This is a genomic window from Streptomyces sp. B1I3 (genome assembly GCF_030816615.1).
Lineage (GTDB): Bacteria > Actinomycetota > Actinomycetes > Streptomycetales > Streptomycetaceae > Streptomyces.
The window spans coordinates 5,467,150-5,483,377 of sequence record NZ_JAUSYD010000001.1 but is presented as its reverse complement, the minus strand read 5'-3'; the positions used below and the strand labels follow the sequence as shown (position 1 = coordinate 5,483,377).

Genomic DNA, 16,228 nt, shown 5'->3' with positions numbered 1-16,228 from the left:
GAGGTCAGCTCCCGGCCGGCGCGTCCTGCTCCGGTGCGGCCTCGGCGGCGGCGGCGCGCTCACGCATCTTGCGCACCAGCTCCTGCTTCTTGTCCTCGGCCACCTTGCGGTCGTCGTTGCGCGCGGAGCCCGCGCCCTGCTGTTCGGCGCGGGACAGCTTCTTGCGCTGTCCGCCCACACCGAGGAGGTTGTTGCGGCTCTTGGCCACGGGGGTTCTCCCATTCGTGGTGAGAAATGAGATCCGAGGTGATCGGAGAGCTCAGGGGTCGAATCGATGGGCGACGGGCGATCGGGCCCACCGCCGGCTCACTCGTAGATCTGGAAGAACGAATACATACCGAAAAGGTACCCCGGCCGGACGGGGCCCCTCATCCGCTTTTTCACGGCCCGGCCCCGCTCCCCGGCTCAGGCGGTCGGGTCGACCGTGGCCTGGTGGGCCTCGGTCAGGTGCTCCTCGGCCTTCAGCCAGGGTAGGAACTGCGCTCCTCTGCGCCATCCGCAGGTTTCGCAGGACAGTTGCCGGCGCGGACCCGACTTCCGTACGTGCACGACGTGTTCACGTCCGTGCTGGTCCCATCTCCTGACCGTGCTCGTGGTCATGGACGGCATCCTGGCCTCCTGTGGACGGGTGCGCCCAGTGTGCCCGAGGCCCCCGCTTCCCGGTGGGGAAACGGGGGCCTCGTTCGCGGTCGGGTGCGGTCAGCAACCCAGCAGACGGGAGCCGAGGTAGGCCTGGATCTGGTCCAGGGAGACCCGCTCCTGCTTCATGGAGTCGCGCTCGCGCACGGTCACGGCGTTGTCGTCCAGGGTGTCGAAGTCGACGGTGACGCAGAACGGCGTGCCGATCTCGTCCTGACGGCGGTAGCGGCGGCCGATGGCGCCCGCGTCGTCGAACTCGATGTTCCAGTTCTGCCGCAGGTCGGCGGCGAGGCCCTTGGCCTTCGGCGACAGCTGCGGGTTGCGGGACAGCGGCAGGACGGCGACCTTGACCGGCGCGAGACGCGGGTCGAGGCGCATCACGGCGCGCTTCTCCATGACGCCCTTGGCGTTGGGCGCCTCGTCCTCGTTGTAGGCATCCAGGAGGAAGGCCAGCAGCGAGCGGCCGACACCGGCGGCGGGCTCGATGACGTACGGCGTGTAGCGCTCGCCCTTCTCCTGGTCGAAGTAGGAGAGGTCCGTGCCGGACGCCTTGGAGTGCGCGTTGAGGTCGTAGTCCGTGCGGTTGGCGACGCCCTCCAGCTCGCCCCACTCGCTGCCGCCGAAGCGGAAGCGGTACTCGATGTCAGCGGTGCGCTTGGAGTAGTGGGAGAGCTTCTCCTGCGGGTGCTCGAACCACCGCATGTTCTCCTCGCGGAGGCCCAGGCCGGTGTACCAGTTCCAGCGCTGCTCCATCCAGTACTCCTGCCACTGCTCGTCCTCGCCCGGCTTGACGAAGAACTCCATCTCCATCTGCTCGAACTCGCGCGTGCGGAAGATGAAGTTGCCCGGAGTGATCTCGTTCCGGAAGGACTTGCCCATCTGCGCGATGCCGAACGGCGGCTTCTTGCGCGAGGTCTGCTGCACCTGGCCGAAGTTGGTGAAGATGCCCTGGGCGGTCTCGGGGCGCAGGTAGGCGACGGAGCCGGAGTCCTGGGTCGGGCCGAGGTGGGTGGAGAGGAGCCCCGAGAACTGCTTGGGCTCGGTGAACGTGCCCTTGTTGCCGCAGTTGGGGCAGTTGAGGTCGGCCAGCCCGTTCACGGGCGGCTTGCCGTGCTTCTCCTCGTACGCCTCCTCCAGGTGGTCGGCGCGGTAGCGCTTGTGACAGGAGGTGCACTCGGTGAGCGGGTCGGAGAACGTGGCCACGTGGCCGGAGGCGACCCAGACCTCGGGGGCAAGGATGACCGACGAGTCGAGACCGACCACGTCCTCGCGCGAGGTGACCATGTAGCGCCACCACTGGCGCTTGAGGTTCTCCTTCAGCTCGACGCCCAGCGGCCCGTAGTCCCAGGCGGCCTTCTGGCCACCGTAGATCTCACTGCAGGGATAGACGAAGCCACGGCGCTTGCTCAGGCTGACGATGGTGTCGATCTTGTCGGCGGCCACGGTGCTCTCTTCATTACGACGGCGAAATGGGACAGGGGACGGCGCGGAGCGCCTCGGTGGGGGGTGGTGATCAGGAGACGGCGATATCGGCAAGGGTGGTGCGGAGCGCCTCGGTGGGGGGTTGCGGTCGGGGGACGGGCGCGCGAAGGCCTCAGATTACCGGCGGGCGCACCCCCTGGATCAAATCGGTGGGGCGCTATCGCGCTCCCGGGTCTGTGACCCAGGCATCTCATACGCCTTGTTGACAATCGTTTCCACTTTTGTTGAAAATGACTGTCATGAACGTACGTCGCCTCATACCCACCGCCGCCGTCGCCGGAGCAGTCGCCCTCGGCCTCACCGCGCTCTCCGCCTGTTCCTCCTCCGACACGGGCGGCCCCGCGAGCGGCGACAAGCTGGATGTGGTGGCGTCCTTCTATCCGATGCAGTTCCTCGCCGAGGAGATCGGCGGATCGCACGTCTCCGTCACCACGCTGACGAAGCCCGGTGTGGAACCGCACGACCTGGAGCTCACGCCGAGGCAGATCGGCGGACTGGGCGACGCCGACTACATCCTCTTCCTCAAGGGCATCCAGCCCGCCGTCGACGACGCCGTGGGCCAGGCCGGGGTGAAGAACACCGTGGACGCCGCGAAGCTCACCACGCTCGAGAACCACGGCACCGAGGTCGACAGCCACGACCACGGCCACGAGGAGGGCGCGGAGCACGAGGGCGAGGAGGCCGGGCTCGACCCCCACATCTGGCTGGACCCGGTCAAGTACGCCGAGGTCGCCGAGGGCGTCGGGAAGTCCTTGGCGAAGGCCGACCCCGAGCACGCCGCGGACTACCGCAAGAACACCGACACCCTGGTCGGCAGGCTCGACGCGCTGGACACGGCGTACGAGAGCGGACTGAAGAGCACGGCGACCCGGACCTTCGTCACGACGCACTCCGCCTTCGGGTACCTCGCCGAGCGCTACGGTCTCACCCAGGAGGGCATCGCCGGCCTCGACCCCGAGACCGAGCCCAGCCCCGCCCGGATCAGCGAGATCCACGCGGTCGCCGAGAAGAACAAGGCCACCACCGTGTTCTTCGAGACGCTCGCCAGCGACAGGACCGCCAAGACGCTGGCGAAGGACCTCGGCCTGAAGACCGGCGTCCTGGATCCCCTGGAGGGAATCACGGACACGTCCAAGGGCGATGACTACATCGAGGTCATGACGTCCAACCTGGCCGCGCTGCAGAAGGCCCTCGGCGCGAAGTGACCCACGCATCACCCGTACCCGCACCGGAGGCGATCGTGCCCGAGCCCTGTACGCCCGAACCCGTGATCAGCATGCGCGGAGCCACGGCGGCGCTCGGCGCGCGCCCCGTGCTGCGCGGCGTCGACCTCACCGTCCACGCCGGTGAGGTCGCGGCGCTGCTCGGCGCCAACGGATCCGGCAAGTCCACCGCCGTCCGCTCCGTCATCGGCCAGGTGCCCCTCACCGGCGGCACCGTCGAGCTCTTCGGCACCCCGCTGCGGCGTTTTCGCCAGTGGGCCCGCGTCGGGTACGTCCCGCAGCGCACCACCGCCGCCGGCGGCGTCCCCGCCACGATCCGCGAGATCGTCGCCTCCGGCCGGCTGTCCCGTACGAAGCTCAGGATCCCGGGCAGGGCGGACCGGGCGGCCGTCGACCGCGCCATCGATCTCGTCGGCCTCACCGACCGGGCCGGGGACTCCGTGAACGCCCTCTCCGGCGGTCAGCACCAGCGCGTGCTGATCGCGCGGGCCCTCGCCGCCGAGCCCGAGCTCCTGATCATGGACGAGCCGATGGCCGGCGTCGACCTGGCCAGCCAGGAGATCCTCGCGGCGACCCTGCGCGAGCAGGTCGCCGCCGGTACGACGGTGCTGCTCGTCCTGCACGAGCTCGGTCCGCTGGAACCTCTCATCGACCGGGCGATCGTGCTGCGCGACGGCTGCGTGACGCACGACGGACCACCCCCCGAGGCCGTGGGTCAGCACGCCCTGCCCGGCCACGACCACGTACATCCCCACGCGGACTCCGAGCCGCTCCGGACGGGACTGCTGACCTGATCATGGAATTCCTCACACCCCCCTTCATGCAGCGGGCCCTGATCGCGGCCGTCCTGGTCGGGATCACCGCCCCCGCCATCGGCGTCTACCTGGTCCAGCGCCGCCAGGCCCTCATGGGCGACGGCATCGGGCACATCGCCATGACCGGTGTCGGTCTCGGCTTCCTGCTCTCCACCAACCCCGTCTGGATGGCCACCCTCGTCGCCGTGGCGGGCTCCGTCGTCATGGAACTGATCCGCTGGTACGGACGCACCCGCGGCGACATCGCCCTGGCCATGCTCTTCTACGGCGGCATGGCGGGCGGTGTGATGCTGATCAACCTCTCCGACACCGGCTCCAACGCCAACCTCACCTCGTTCCTCTTCGGCTCCCTGTCGACGGTCTCCGAGGAGGACGTCACCGCGATCGTCGTGCTGGCCGCCCTCGTGGTGCTGGTGACCGTGGGGCTGCGGCGGCAACTGTTCGCGGTCAGCCAGGACGAGGAGTTCGCCCGGGTCACCGGGCTGCCGGTGCGCGCGCTCAACCTGCTCGTCGCCGTGACGGCGGCGGTCACGGTCACCGTGGCGATGCGGGTCGTCGGCCTGCTGCTGGTCAGCGCGCTGATGGTGGTCCCGGTCGCCGCCGCCCAGCAGATCGCGAAGTCCTTCAAGGTGACGTTCGTCCTGTCCGTCGTCATCGGCACGGCCGTGACCCTGGCCGGCACCGTGACCTCGTACTACCGGGACGTGCCCCCCGGCGCGACGATCGTGCTGCTCGCCATCGCCACGTTCATCGCGCTGACCGCGCTCGCCACGCCGCTGGCCCGCAGGCGGGCCCGTGCGCACGAGGAGGACCCGGGGCAGTGCACCCTGGAGGTACCGGCGGCGCGCCCGCCCGCGGACGACGTGCGGGTGTGACCGTGTCACCGGGCCGGGCTGGCACAATGGCCCGACACACGTACGGGCGACACGAGGAGGCAGCTGTGGCGACGGCGCCCATCAGTGGCACGAACGCGGCTCCGGTGCGCGGCCGGTCCACGCGGCAGCGGGCGGCGGTCGCGGCGGCGCTCGACGAGGTGGACGAGTTCCGCAGCGCCCAGGACCTCCACGACGTGCTCAAGCACCGGGGGGACTCGGTCGGGCTGACCACCGTCTACCGCACGCTCCAGTCCCTCGCCGACGCGGGCGAGGTCGACGTGCTGCGCACCACGGACGGCGAGGCGGTCTACCGGCGCTGCTCGACGGGTGAGCACCACCACCACCTGGTCTGCCGGGTCTGCGGCAAGGCGGTCGAGGTCGAGGGCCCGGCCGTGGAGCAGTGGGCCGAGACCATCGCCTCGCAGCACGGCTACGTGAACGTGGCCCACACGGTGGAGATCTTCGGGACGTGCGCGGACTGCGCGTCCGGCGCTCCGGAGGCCACCCGGAAGTAGTCCGGGTGGCCTCCGGGGCGCTCAGACCCGTGTCAGGTGGCGGTCGAACATCGCGCGCAGGCGATCGACATCGGCCGGGCCGGCGGCGCCGCGCTTGGCCAGCACGGTGATCCCGGTGGCGTTGCGGTCGTCACTGAGCAGGACGAACAGCTCGCCGGTCTCGACGTAACGGGGCTGCGCGGCCCAGGTGACCGTCCCGCTGGAGTGGTCCATGGCGACGGTCAGGCCGTCCTCGTCCACCCGCACCCGGAACTCGCCCTGCCGCTTGACGTATCCCCACATCTGGCGGCCCGTGAGCCACGGGGTCAGGAACATCAGCGGGCCTACGACGCACCCCAGCGCGTACAGGATCACCGGGAAGTCGACGTCGAGCCCCAGCTCAGCACCCGCAAGCGCCGCCTCCGCCGCCAGCAGGAGACAGCCGAGAAGCCGATGGCGCCTGCTCTCCGCGCTGACCCGGGCGCGCGCCCGCAGCGCGCCCGTACAGTCCTGGGAGGTCGGCCGGAATTTGAGCTCGACCGCCTCCCGTTCGTGCACGTCCGGTTCCTGTGACACGGCCCCTCCCCTGGCTGACGGACCATGATCGTACCGGTGGGGTCAGACAGCCGGGCCCTGCCCCAGTGCCGCTTCCTCGGCACCGCCGAAGCGCCGGTCGCGCCGGGCGAATTCCAGGCAGGCGCTCCACAGGTCGCGGCGGTCGAAGTCCGGCCACAGGACGTCCTGGAAGACCATCTCGGCGTACGCGCTCTGCCAGATCAGGTAGTTGGACGTGCGCTGCTCACCGCTGGGGCGCACGAAGAGGTCCACGTCCGGCATGTCCGGGTAGTAGATGTACTTCGCGAAGGTCTTCTCGTTGACCTTCGCGGGGTCGAGCTTCCCGGCCGCCACGTCCTGCGCGATGCGCTGCGCCGCGTCGGCGATCTCGGCCCGGCCGCCGTAGTTGACGCAGAAGTACAGCGTCATCCTGTCGTTGTCCTTGGTCTGCTCCTGGGCGACCTGGAGCTCCTGGACGACGGACTTCCACAGCTTCGGCATGCGGCCGACCCAGCGGATGCGGATGCCGAGCTCGTCCATCTCGTCACGCCGGCGGCGGATGACGTCCCGGTTGAAGTTCATCAGGAACTTCACCTCGTCCGGCGAACGCTTCCAGTTCTCGGTGGAGAACGCGTACAGCGAGAGGTTCTTGACGCCCATCTCGATGCAGCCCTTGAGGACGTCCATGACGACGCCCTCGCCGACCTTGTGGCCCTCGGTGCGCGGGAGGCCCCGCTCCTTGGCCCAGCGACCGTTGCCGTCCATCACGACGGCGACGTGCTTGGGCACGAGCTCGCCGGGGATCCTCGGCGGGGTGGCGCCGGAGGGGTGCGGCTCGGGGGTCTTGTACTCACGCCGGCTACGGCCGCCGAGCATCCCGCGTACTGCCATGAGCTTCTCTCGTCTCCCTGTGTCACTTCTCTACGTACCGCAGCGAGCGCAGGCCGCGCTCCAGATGCCAGTGCAGATAGGCGGACACGAGCCCGCTCCCCTCCCTGACATGACGCGCCTCGGACGCGTCCGCCGTCTCCCAGTCACCGGTGAGCAGTGCGCTCAGCAGCTCGACGGCCTCCGCCGAGGGTACGACGCTGCCGGGCACCCGGCAGTCCCCGCATATGACGCCGCCCGCGGCGACGGAGAAGAACCGGTTCGGTCCGGGCATTCCGCACCTGGCGCAGTCGTCGAAGCTCGGGGCGTAACCGTTGACGGCGAGGGAACGCAGCAGGAACGCGTCCAGGATGAGGTTCGGCGCGTGCTCGGCGCGTGCGAGGGTGCGCAGGCCGCCGACGAGCAGCAGGTACTGCTGGACCGCGGGCTCGCCCTCGTGGTCGGTGAACCGTTCGGCGGTCTCGAGCATCGCCGTGCCCGCGGTGTAGCGCCCGTAGTCGGAGACGATGCCGCCGCCGTACGGGGCGATCGTCTCGCTCTGCGTGCACAGGGGCAGCCCGCGGCCGATCAGTTCGCTGCCGCGTGCGAAGAACTGCACGTCCACGTGGGAGAAGGGCTCGAGTCGCGCCCCGAACTTGGACTTGGTACGGCGCACACCGCGCGCGACGGCGCGCACCCGGCCGTGGCCGCGGGTCAGGATCGTGATGATCCGGTCGGCCTCGCCCAGCTTCTGCGTACGCAGCACGACGCCGTCGTCCCGGAACAAGCTCATGCGCCCATTGTCGCCCACCGGGAGGGCCGCCCGTCGTCGGTCCCCACGACCACCTGGCGTCCGGACAGGGTCTAAGGACCGCGCGCGGCCTCGGAAACCGGCCCGGGAAGGGGCCCCACGGCCGGTGTGCCCGCCCGGACCACCGGCGCGCCCCCCGGGCCCCGGGTCCGCGTCGCGGGCCCGCAGCCGCCCTGCTGAGCCGCCCGCGCCGGCCGGGCGCGGTGGGCGGGTGGTCCTACGAGGGCGTACGCGCCGCGGCGGCGAGCAGCCTCGCCGTGTCGTCGGGACCGATCTGCAGGGCGCTGCCCACCGTGCTCAGCACCTCGAGCTCCGCCTGGCCGTACGGGCCGTCGGCGAGCGCGATCCTGGCGCCCTGCAGCAGCACCGACTCCCGGCCGGCCGCGGCCAGATGCGGGGCGAGCGGGCCCAGCACCTCGTGCAGCTCGATGGCGAAGGCGGCGCCGCAGGCCTCGGCCGCGGAGTCTGCGCCCTCCGGTCCGGTGTCCGCGGCGAGCACCTCGACGATCGTGAAGAGCTGCTCCTGGGTGCACTCGTCGAGTCCGGCGTCGCGGACGGTGGCCGCCGCCGCCTCCAGGACCGTACGGGAGGTGGTGCCGCCCGCCGCGAGCACGGCGAGGGTGACGGTGTGCACAGCCTCGCGCAGCATGGTGGAGAAGCGTGTGGTGGTGGGGTGGTCGAGGGTGCCGACCGGGAAGTGCGCCCGGCAGGCGGCGCATTCGACGACGGGCCCCGCGCTCCCGCGCGCACGGAGCGGAAGACCGAGCACGGTGAAGCGCCGGCGCCCGCTGAGCCGCCGGTAGTTGCGGTCGCCACCGCAGCCCGGGCAGAAGAATTCCCCGTCACCGACGGTGTCCCACACGGTACGGATGCCGTACACGCGCAGTCTCATGGCGCGTTGTCCTTTGGCCGACCGCACGTCGTACACCTCCGTAACTCCCCCGTAGCCCTTCGGGCACGGGAGGTACCCACAGGCAACATTGCCGCGTTGGACGTGATGTTAGCCACATGTGTGTGGCGACGTCAGCATCCCGGATGTCACAACACCCGGACATGGCCGAACCCCGGCCCCCCATGACGGGTGGCCGGGGCTCGTGGACCGGAGGGATCCGCGCCCTGTCGGACGTTTGTCCCCCGGCGGGCGGAGGACGTCAGCGGGTCGCGCGGTTGACCGCGGAGACCACGGCCTTGAGCGAGGCGCGCGTGGTGTTGGCGTCGATGCCGATGCCCCACAGCACCTTGCCGTCGATGGCGCACTCGATGTAGGAGGCCGCCTGGGCGCTCGCTCCCTCGCTCATCGTGTGCTCGGTGTAATCCAGCAGACGGGCGTCGATGCCGATGGCCTGCAGCGCTTCGAAGAACGCGGAGATCGGGCCGTTGCCCGTGCCGGTCAGTACCGTGTCCGCGCCGTCGACGGTCGCCTCGACGGTGATCGTGTCCTGGCCGTCGGAGCCGGTCGTCGTCTGGCCCGAGCGGATCTGCACGCGTCCCCATCGACCCGCGGTGTTCTCCGGGCTGGGCAGGTACTCGTCCCGGAAGGTCGACCAGATCTGCGACGGCGTGACCTCGCCGCCCTCGGCGTCGGTCTTGGCCTGAATGATCCGGGAGAACTCGATCTGCATCCGGCGCGGCAGGTCCAGCTTGTGGTCGTTCTTGAGGACGTAGGCGATTCCGCCCTTCCCGGACTGCGAGTTGACCCGGATGACGGCCTCGTAGGAGCGGCCGACGTCCTTCGGGTCGATCGGCAGGTACGGGACCGCCCACTCGATCTCGTCGACGGTCTTCCCCTGGGAGGCGGCGTCGGCCTCCATGGCGTCGAAGCCCTTCTTGATGGCGTCCTGGTGGGAGCCGGAGAAGGCGGTGTAGACCAGGTCGCCCGCGTAGGGGTGGCGGGGGTGGATCTCCATCTGGTTGCAGTACTCGCTGGTGCGGCGGATCTCGTCGATCTGGGAGAAGTCGATCTGCGGGTCGACGCCCTGCGAGAAGAGGTTCATGCCCAGGGTGACCAGGTCGACGTTGCCGGTGCGCTCGCCCTGCCCGAACAGGCAGCCCTCGATGCGGTCGGCCCCCGCCATGATGGCCAGCTCGGCGGCGGCGACGGCGGTGCCGCGGTCGTTGTGCGGGTGCACCGACAGGCAGACGTGCTCGCGGCGGGTCAGGTGACGGGACATCCACTCGAACCGGTCCGCGTGCGTGGACGGCGTCGAACGCTCCACGGTGGCGGGCAGGTTCAGGATGATCTCGCGGCCCTCCTCGGGCTGCCATACGTCGCAGACGGCTTCGCAGACCTCCAGGGCGAAGTCCAGTTCGGTGTCGGTGAAGATCTCCGGGCTGTACTGGTAGCCGAAGATCGTCTCGTCACCCAGGATCTTGTCCGCGTACTCCATGACCAGCCGGGTGCCGTCCACGGCGATCTGCTTGACCTCCTCCTTCGATCCGCGGAAGACCACGCGGCGGAAGGTGGGTGCGGTGGCGTTGTACAGGTGGACGGTGGCGCGCCGGGCGCCGACCAGCGATTCGACAGTGCGCTCGATCAGCTCCTCACGCGCCTGCGTCAGGACGGAGATCGTCACGTCCTCGGGGATCGCGCCCTCTTCGATGATGGAGCGCACGAACGCGAAGTCGGTCTCGCCGGAGGACGGGAAGCCGACCTCGATCTCCTTGTAGCCCATGCGTACGAGCAGGTCGAACATCTCGCGCTTACGGGCGGGGGACATCGGGTCGATCAGCGCCTGATTGCCGTCACGCAGATCCGTGGAGAGCCAGCGGGGCGCCCGGGTGATGCGGTTGTCCGGCCACGTGCGGTCGGCGATGTCCACGGCCTCGTACCCGCGGTACTTGTGGACGGGCATCCCCGACGGCTTCTGGAGCTGCGTCGCGTTGGTGACCGGGGTGGGTCCGCCGACGGGGGCGGCGCTCTCGGCGTCCACGGCGTTCGGGGCGGGGTTTACGGCAGTCATGGCGTACGGCTCCTCTGAGGTCCAGCAGGGCGGCCGACTGGGTCGCTGCACCAGCGAACTCCGCGGGGAGGGAGTCGGCCTACGACTACAGGCCCTCGCCGCGGCAGCTAAGGAGGAGCAGCCCGAAACGCATGATGCGACGAGACTAACCGAGAGGTTCCTGCCGCGTCGGCCCGTATCAGTATGCGGGATCGGGTACTCATGGGGGCAAAACGGTGACTCATCACTCTATTTCGTCAATCACGGTCGCAAGCGGTGACAGTGCGGTGACGGAGTGCCACAGTCGCATGCATGCAGCCTCGACCGAACAACGGGTTCAGGCCCGTCTTCTGCACCATCGTGCCGCCCCATCTCCTCGACAAACTGTCGCAGGCCGACGACCCGGCCCTGGCCGGTCCCGCACGCCGCACCCTGGAGGCCGACGGGGCCCGGCGCCACCACCGGCGTGTGACCGCCCTGGCCCGGACGCCCTTCGCCCCACGCACCGCCGATCCGGTCCCGACGAAGCCCCACCGCACCCTGTACGACTGCCGCCACGGCACGGACCTGCCCGGCCGCAAGGTCCGCGACGAGGGCGACGAGCCCACCCAGGACGCCGGCGTCAACCGCGCGTACGCCGGACTCGGCGCCACCTTCGAACTGCTGCTCTCGGAGTACGGCCGCAGTTCGATCGACGGCAGGGGGCTGCCGCTCATCGGCTCCGTGCACTATGACGAGAAGTACAACAACGCGTTCTTCGACGGCGAGCAGATGGTCTTCGGGGACGGGGACGGGGAGATCTTCCTCGACTTCACCGTCGCCATCGACGTCATCGCCCACGAACTGACGCACGGACTGACCCAGTACACGGCCAACCTGACCTACCAGGGCCAGCCGGGCGCGCTCAACGAATCGATGTCCGACGTCTTCGGCTCCCTGGTCAAGCAGTACTCGCTCGGCCAGAGCGCGGAACAGGGCGACTGGCTGATCGGCGCGGGGCTGCTGGCGCCGCGGGTCAGCGGGGTCGCGCTGCGCTCGATGAAGGCCCCGGGCACCGCGTACGACGACGACGTGCTCGGCAAGGACCCGCAGCCCGCCTCGATGGACGACTACATCGAGACGGAGGAGGACAACGGCGGGGTGCACCTCAACTCCGGCATCCCCAACCGCGCCTTCTACCTGCTCGCCACCGCCCTCGGCGGCAACGCCTGGGAGCGGGCCGGCCGGATCTGGTTCGACGTGCTGACGGGGGGCGAACTGGCCCAGGACGCGTCGTTCGCGGACTTCGCCAAGCGCACCGTCGCCGCGGCCCGGAGCCGGTTCGGGGAGGGTGACGAGGCGGAGGCGGTCCTGAAGGCCTGGTCGGAGGTGGGCGTGCCGACGAGGTGAACGGGTAGATACGGATACGGACCGGGATCGTCCGGACAGGTAGGGCAGGAGCCGCTACGCATGCGCATTCAGGTGAGCCGGACCGGTGGATTCGCGGGCATCGCACGACACGGCGAGGTCGACACCTCGGAACGGCCCGACGCCGCGGAGTGGGAGTCCCTGGCCGATGCGGCGCTCGCCGCCGGCCGGGACGGCCCGCCCGCGGGGGTGCCGGACGGCTTCCGCTACCGGATCACGGTGGGTGACCGGACGGTGCACTGCGCGGACCCCCGCCTGACGGACGCCCAGCGGACGCTGATCTCACGGGTCCTGAAAGAGGGTGCCTAGCGTCCGGGCGCCCGGACGCACAGGCCGCCGCATGGGGGACGTGCACGGAATCCCGGCCCGCGCCCGGGATTCCGTATCCCTAGAACCCCAGCTTGCGCAGCTGCTTCGGGTCGCGTTGCCAGTCCTTGGCGACCTTCACGTGCAGGTCCAGGAAGACGGGCGTGCCCAGCAGCGCCTCGATGTGCTTGCGCGACTTCGTGCCCACGTCCTTCAGCCGCTTGCCCTTCGGGCCGATGATGATGCCCTTCTGGCTCGGCCGCTCGATGTAGACGTTCGCGTGGATGTCCAGCAGCGGCTTGTCCGCCGGGCGGTCCTCGCGGGGCAGCATCTCCTCGACGACGACCGCGATGGAGTGCGGCAGCTCGTCCCGTACGCCTTCCAGGGCGGCCTCGCGGATCAGCTCCGCGACCATGACCATCTCGGGCTCGTCGGTGAGGTCGCCCTCCGGGTAGAGCGGCGGGCTCTCGGGGAGCAGCGGGGCGATCAGATCGGCCAGGAGACCGACCTGCTGATCCTTGACCGCCGAGACCGGGACGATCTCCGCCCACTCGAAGCCGAGCTCCTCGCCGAGGCGGGAGACGGCCAGCAACTGCTCGGCGAGCGCCTTGGAGTCGACCAGGTCGGTCTTGGTGACGATCGCGATCTTCGGGGTCTTCTTGATCCCGGCGAGTTCCTTGATGATGAACGTGTCGCCGGGGCCGAGCTTCTGGTCGGCGGGCAGGCAGAAGCCGATGACGTCGACCTCGGCCCAGGTGGTCCGCACGACGTCGTTCAGCCGCTCTCCGAGCAGCGTGCGCGGCTTGTGGAGACCAGGTGTGTCCACCAGGATCAGCTGTGCGTCCGGACGGTGCACGATGCCCCGAACGGTGTGCCTGGTGGTCTGGGGGCGGTTGGAGGTGATCGCCACCTTCTGACCGACCAGAGCGTTCGTGAGGGTGGACTTGCCCGCGTTGGGGCGGCCCACGAAGCAGGCGAAGCCGGCCCGGTGGGGGGCGTTGTTCTCCGCCTGCTCCGCAGCAGCTTCTGTGTTCGGTCGAGCGCTCATGGCGCCCATTCTCCCCGATCCCGGCGGCGCCGATGCACAGCAGGGCGCTTCGTCCTCCCGGAGATCTCCCGGAAATCTCCCGCAGGACTCCCCGAGGGCCCCGGGAAGGCTCCCCCCGAGGACTCCCGGACGGCTCCCGCGCGGAGGGACGGACACCCCGTCTCAGCCCGCGGTCACCTGCACGCGAGGCGTCCCGTCGGGCCCGGCGAGCAGCACGGGCGTCTCCGGGCCGCCGAGGTCCCGCACGGCCGCGCGGTCCGCGTCCGAGGGGGTCGTGGCCTGGGAGACGACGGCCGCCGCCTCCAGGGACGTGGCACCGCCGGCCACCGCCATGGCGACGGCGGTCTGCAGTGCGCTGAGCTTCAGCGACTCCAGCTCCACGGTGCCCGCGGCGTACGTACGTCCTGTCTCGTCCCGGACCGCCGCGCCCTCCGGCACTCCGTTGCGGGCACGGACGCTGCGTGCCAGCGTGACGATCTTGAGGTCCTCGGGGCCGAGGTCGATGCTGTCGGTCATGTGCTGAGCATACGAAGGCGGCGCTCCCCCTCCCGGCAACGGGGTCGCCCATGCCGGGCCCGGGTCCCTCGCTCCGCGCGGGGCTCCGCCGGGGCGTGATCCGGGCGGGAGGCCCTACGGCCGGTCCAGGCGCAGCCGTTCCGCTTTCGGAAGGCCGGCCACCACCAGGTCGTAGCTGTCCTCCACCAGTTCCCGGACCATCCGGTCCGGGAGTCCGGAGACCGTCACCGTGTTCCAGTGCCGCTTGTTCATGTGCCAGCCGGGCACGATCGCGTCGTGCTCCTCGCGGAGTCGCAGCGCCTCGTCCGGGTCGCACTTGAGGTTGACCGTGAGCGGTCTCGCGTCCAGGGCACTGAGGGCGAACATCTTCCCGAGCACCTTGAACACCGAGGTCTCGGGCCCGAACGGGAACTCCTCCGTACCCGCGTCGAAGTCCAGGCAGAACGCGCGCAGTTCCTGTGGTGTCATTCCGCTTCCGTCCCGTCCGGTTCCACGAGCACCGTCACGATCTTGTTCCTGCGCCCGGCCGGGGACTCGGCGGTCAGGCGGATCTTCCGCCCGTCGGGAAGGTCGACCACCGACGAGGCGCCGGCGATCGGGACCCGCCCGAGCGCCTTGGCCAGCAGGCCGCCGACCGTCTCCACGTCCTCGTCGTCGTACTCGTCGAGACCGAACAGCTCACCGAGGTCGCCGATGTCGAGTCGCGCCGTCACTCGGTAGCAGCCGTTCTCCAGCTCCTGGACCGGCGGTAGTTCACGGTCGTACTCGTCGGTGATCTCCCCGACGATCTCCTCGAGGATGTCCTCGATGGTGACGATTCCCGCGGTGCCGCCGTACTCGTCGATGACGACGGCGACGTGGCTGCGCTCCTGCTGCATCTCGCGCAGCAGGTCACCGGCGTTCTTCGTGTCGGGCACGAACGCCGCGGGGCGCATCGCCGTGGAGACCAGGTCGGCCTCCGCCTCCCTGTTGATGTGCGTCTTGCGGACCAGGTCCTTGAGGTACACGATCCCGACGATGTCGTCCTCGTTCTCCCCGGTGACGGGGATCCGGGAGAAGCCGGAGCGCAGGGCGAGGGTGAGCGCCTGGCGGACCGTCTTGTAGCGCTCGATGGCGACCAGGTCGGTGCGGGGCACCATCACCTCGCGCACGAGCGTGTCACCCAGCTCGAAGACGGAGTGCACCATGCGGCGTTCCTCGTCCTCGATGAGCGACTCCTGCTCCGCGAGGTCGACCATCGCCCGCAGTTCGGCCTCACTGGCGAAGGGGCCCTTGCGGAAGCCCTTGCCGGGGGTCAGGGCGTTGCCCAGGAGGATCAGGAGCTGCGGGACGGGGCCCATGATCCTTGCCAGCGGCAGCAGGACGTACGCCGCCGCCGTCGCCGTGTTCAGCGGGTGCTGACGGCCGATGGTGCGCGGCGAGACCCCGATGGCGACGTAGCTGACGAGGACCATCACTCCCATGGCGACGGCCAGCGCCTCCCACGTCTGGGCGAACTCCTGCAGGCAGGCGTAGGCGACGAGCACTCCGGCCGACATCTCGCAGGCGACCCGGACGAGCAGCGCCACGTTGAGGTAGCGGGTGGGGTCGGCGGCCACCTGCTCCAGCTTGGCGCTGCCCCGCCGCCCGACGCGGACCGCCTCCGCCGCCCGGAAACTGGACGTGCGGGCGATACCGGCCTCGGCGCACGCCGCCAGCCAGCCGACGACGATCAGCAGTACGGCGCCCGTGACGAGGGGAACGCTCACGAGACGGTGGGGGCCGGGGACGGCCCGGTCAGCCCGTGCTCACCGCGCCAGCCGTCGACGATCGCCGCCTGGAGCCCGAACATCTCGGCCTTCTCGTCCGGCTCCTCGTGGTCGTATCCGAGAAGGTGCAGCACACCGTGCACGGTGAGCAGCTGGAGCTCCTCGTCCATCGAGTGCCGGGTCTCCGCCTCCTCGCCCTGCTTCTTCGCGACCTCCGGGCAGAGCACGATGTCGCCGAGGAGCCCCTGCGGGGGCTCCTCGTCGTCCTTGGACGGCGGGCGCAGCTCGTCCATCGGGAAGGACATGACGTCCGTCGGGCCAGGGAGGTCCATCCACTGGATGTGGAGCTGCTCCATGGCCGCGGTGTCCACCACGATCACCGAGAGTTCGGACAGCGGGTGGATCCGCATCCGGGCGAGGGCGTAGCGGGCGATGTCGAGGATCGCCTGCTCGTCGACCTCGGTCCCGGATTCGTTGTTGACGTCGATCGACATGGTGCGCTG

19 protein-coding genes are annotated in these 16,228 nt (G+C 70.0%); 6 read left to right on the top strand and 13 right to left on the bottom strand.

What is annotated here, in order from left to right; all coding sequences use genetic code 11:
- Positions 1-4 precede the first annotated feature (4 nt).
- The 3 genes from QFZ58_RS24925 to QFZ58_RS24915 all read right to left on the bottom strand — a co-directional run bounded on the left by QFZ58_RS24925 (position 5) and on the right by QFZ58_RS24915 (position 2,082).
- Positions 5-208, bottom strand: coding sequence for a DUF6243 family protein (locus QFZ58_RS24925; RefSeq protein ID WP_307127120.1), 204 nt, complete (start codon positions 206-208; stop codon positions 5-7).
- 197 nt (positions 209-405) lie between these two features.
- Positions 406-609 (bottom strand): hypothetical protein, encoded by a 204-nt coding sequence (locus QFZ58_RS24920; RefSeq protein WP_307127119.1) that lies wholly within the window; start codon positions 607-609, stop codon positions 406-408.
- 90 nt (positions 610-699) lie between these two features.
- Positions 700-2,082 carry a glycine--tRNA ligase gene (locus QFZ58_RS24915; RefSeq protein WP_307127118.1) on the bottom strand — a complete coding sequence of 461 codons (1,383 nt, stop codon included), beginning with the start codon at positions 2,080-2,082 and terminating at the stop codon, positions 700-702.
- A gap of 278 nt (positions 2,083-2,360) precedes the next feature.
- Between QFZ58_RS24915 and QFZ58_RS24910 the strand changes: the two genes are divergently transcribed.
- The 4 genes from QFZ58_RS24910 (at position 2,361) to QFZ58_RS24895 (ending at position 5,549) form a co-directional block, all read left to right on the top strand.
- On the top strand, positions 2,361-3,326 hold the full coding sequence (locus tag QFZ58_RS24910) for a metal ABC transporter substrate-binding protein (protein ID WP_307127117.1): 966 nt from the start codon (positions 2,361-2,363) through the stop codon (positions 3,324-3,326).
- Between the two features lie 35 nt (positions 3,327-3,361).
- Positions 3,362-4,138 (top strand): metal ABC transporter ATP-binding protein, encoded by a 777-nt coding sequence (locus QFZ58_RS24905; protein WP_373428585.1) that lies wholly within the window; start codon positions 3,362-3,364, stop codon positions 4,136-4,138.
- Between the two features lie 2 nt (positions 4,139-4,140).
- Complete coding sequence (locus tag QFZ58_RS24900; protein WP_307127116.1) at positions 4,141-5,034, top strand: metal ABC transporter permease; 894 nt, start codon at positions 4,141-4,143, stop codon at positions 5,032-5,034.
- A gap of 65 nt (positions 5,035-5,099) precedes the next feature.
- On the top strand, positions 5,100-5,549 hold the full coding sequence (locus QFZ58_RS24895; protein ID WP_307127115.1) for a Fur family transcriptional regulator: 450 nt from the start codon (positions 5,100-5,102) through the stop codon (positions 5,547-5,549).
- A 21-nt stretch (positions 5,550-5,570) separates the two neighbouring features.
- Here QFZ58_RS24895 and QFZ58_RS24890 read toward each other — a convergent pair whose 3' ends face one another.
- From QFZ58_RS24890 to leuA, 5 genes are all read right to left on the bottom strand, one after another.
- The gene (locus tag QFZ58_RS24890) at positions 5,571-6,104 is read right to left on the bottom strand and encodes a hypothetical protein (RefSeq protein ID WP_307127114.1); all 534 of its coding nucleotides are present in this window, start codon (positions 6,102-6,104) and stop codon (positions 5,571-5,573) included.
- A 42-nt stretch (positions 6,105-6,146) separates the two neighbouring features.
- A complete protein-coding gene (locus QFZ58_RS24885; RefSeq protein ID WP_307127113.1) occupies positions 6,147-6,974 on the bottom strand; it encodes an isoprenyl transferase in 828 nt (275 codons plus the stop codon).
- Positions 6,975-6,996: 22 nt separating this feature from the next.
- On the bottom strand, positions 6,997-7,743 hold the full coding sequence (gene recO / locus QFZ58_RS24880) for a DNA repair protein RecO (RefSeq protein WP_307127112.1): 747 nt from the start codon (positions 7,741-7,743) through the stop codon (positions 6,997-6,999).
- A gap of 235 nt (positions 7,744-7,978) precedes the next feature.
- The gene (locus QFZ58_RS24875; RefSeq protein WP_307127111.1) at positions 7,979-8,653 is read right to left on the bottom strand and encodes a TerB family tellurite resistance protein; all 675 of its coding nucleotides are present in this window, start codon (positions 8,651-8,653) and stop codon (positions 7,979-7,981) included.
- 259 nt (positions 8,654-8,912) lie between these two features.
- Positions 8,913-10,721 (bottom strand): 2-isopropylmalate synthase, encoded by a 1,809-nt coding sequence (gene leuA, locus QFZ58_RS24870; protein ID WP_307127110.1) that lies wholly within the window; start codon positions 10,719-10,721, stop codon positions 8,913-8,915.
- A 291-nt stretch (positions 10,722-11,012) separates the two neighbouring features.
- Here leuA and QFZ58_RS24865 point away from each other — a divergent pair, with 291 nt between their 5' ends.
- Complete coding sequence (locus QFZ58_RS24865) at positions 11,013-12,089, top strand: M4 family metallopeptidase (protein WP_307127109.1); 1,077 nt, start codon at positions 11,013-11,015, stop codon at positions 12,087-12,089.
- Between the two features lie 60 nt (positions 12,090-12,149).
- Positions 12,150-12,416, top strand: coding sequence for a protealysin inhibitor emfourin (locus QFZ58_RS24860; RefSeq protein ID WP_307127108.1), 267 nt, complete (start codon positions 12,150-12,152; stop codon positions 12,414-12,416).
- A 79-nt stretch (positions 12,417-12,495) separates the two neighbouring features.
- Here QFZ58_RS24860 and era read toward each other — a convergent pair whose 3' ends face one another.
- The 5 genes from era to ybeY form a co-directional block, all read right to left on the bottom strand.
- Complete coding sequence (gene era / locus QFZ58_RS24855; RefSeq protein WP_307127107.1) at positions 12,496-13,470, bottom strand: GTPase Era; 975 nt, start codon at positions 13,468-13,470, stop codon at positions 12,496-12,498.
- 153 nt (positions 13,471-13,623) lie between these two features.
- The gene (locus tag QFZ58_RS24850) at positions 13,624-13,977 is read right to left on the bottom strand and encodes a cytidine deaminase (RefSeq protein ID WP_307127106.1); all 354 of its coding nucleotides are present in this window, start codon (positions 13,975-13,977) and stop codon (positions 13,624-13,626) included.
- Positions 13,978-14,091: 114 nt separating this feature from the next.
- On the bottom strand, positions 14,092-14,445 hold the full coding sequence (locus QFZ58_RS24845) for an MmcQ/YjbR family DNA-binding protein (RefSeq protein ID WP_307127105.1): 354 nt from the start codon (positions 14,443-14,445) through the stop codon (positions 14,092-14,094).
- The gene (locus QFZ58_RS24840) at positions 14,442-15,725 is read right to left on the bottom strand and encodes a hemolysin family protein (RefSeq protein ID WP_307127104.1); all 1,284 of its coding nucleotides are present in this window, start codon (positions 15,723-15,725) and stop codon (positions 14,442-14,444) included. Before QFZ58_RS24840 ends, QFZ58_RS24845 begins: the two co-directional genes overlap by 4 nt.
- Complete coding sequence (ybeY, locus tag QFZ58_RS24835; RefSeq protein ID WP_307127103.1) at positions 15,722-16,219, bottom strand: rRNA maturation RNase YbeY; 498 nt, start codon at positions 16,217-16,219, stop codon at positions 15,722-15,724. Before ybeY ends, QFZ58_RS24840 begins: the two co-directional genes overlap by 4 nt.
- Between the last annotated feature and the right edge of the window lie 9 nt (positions 16,220-16,228).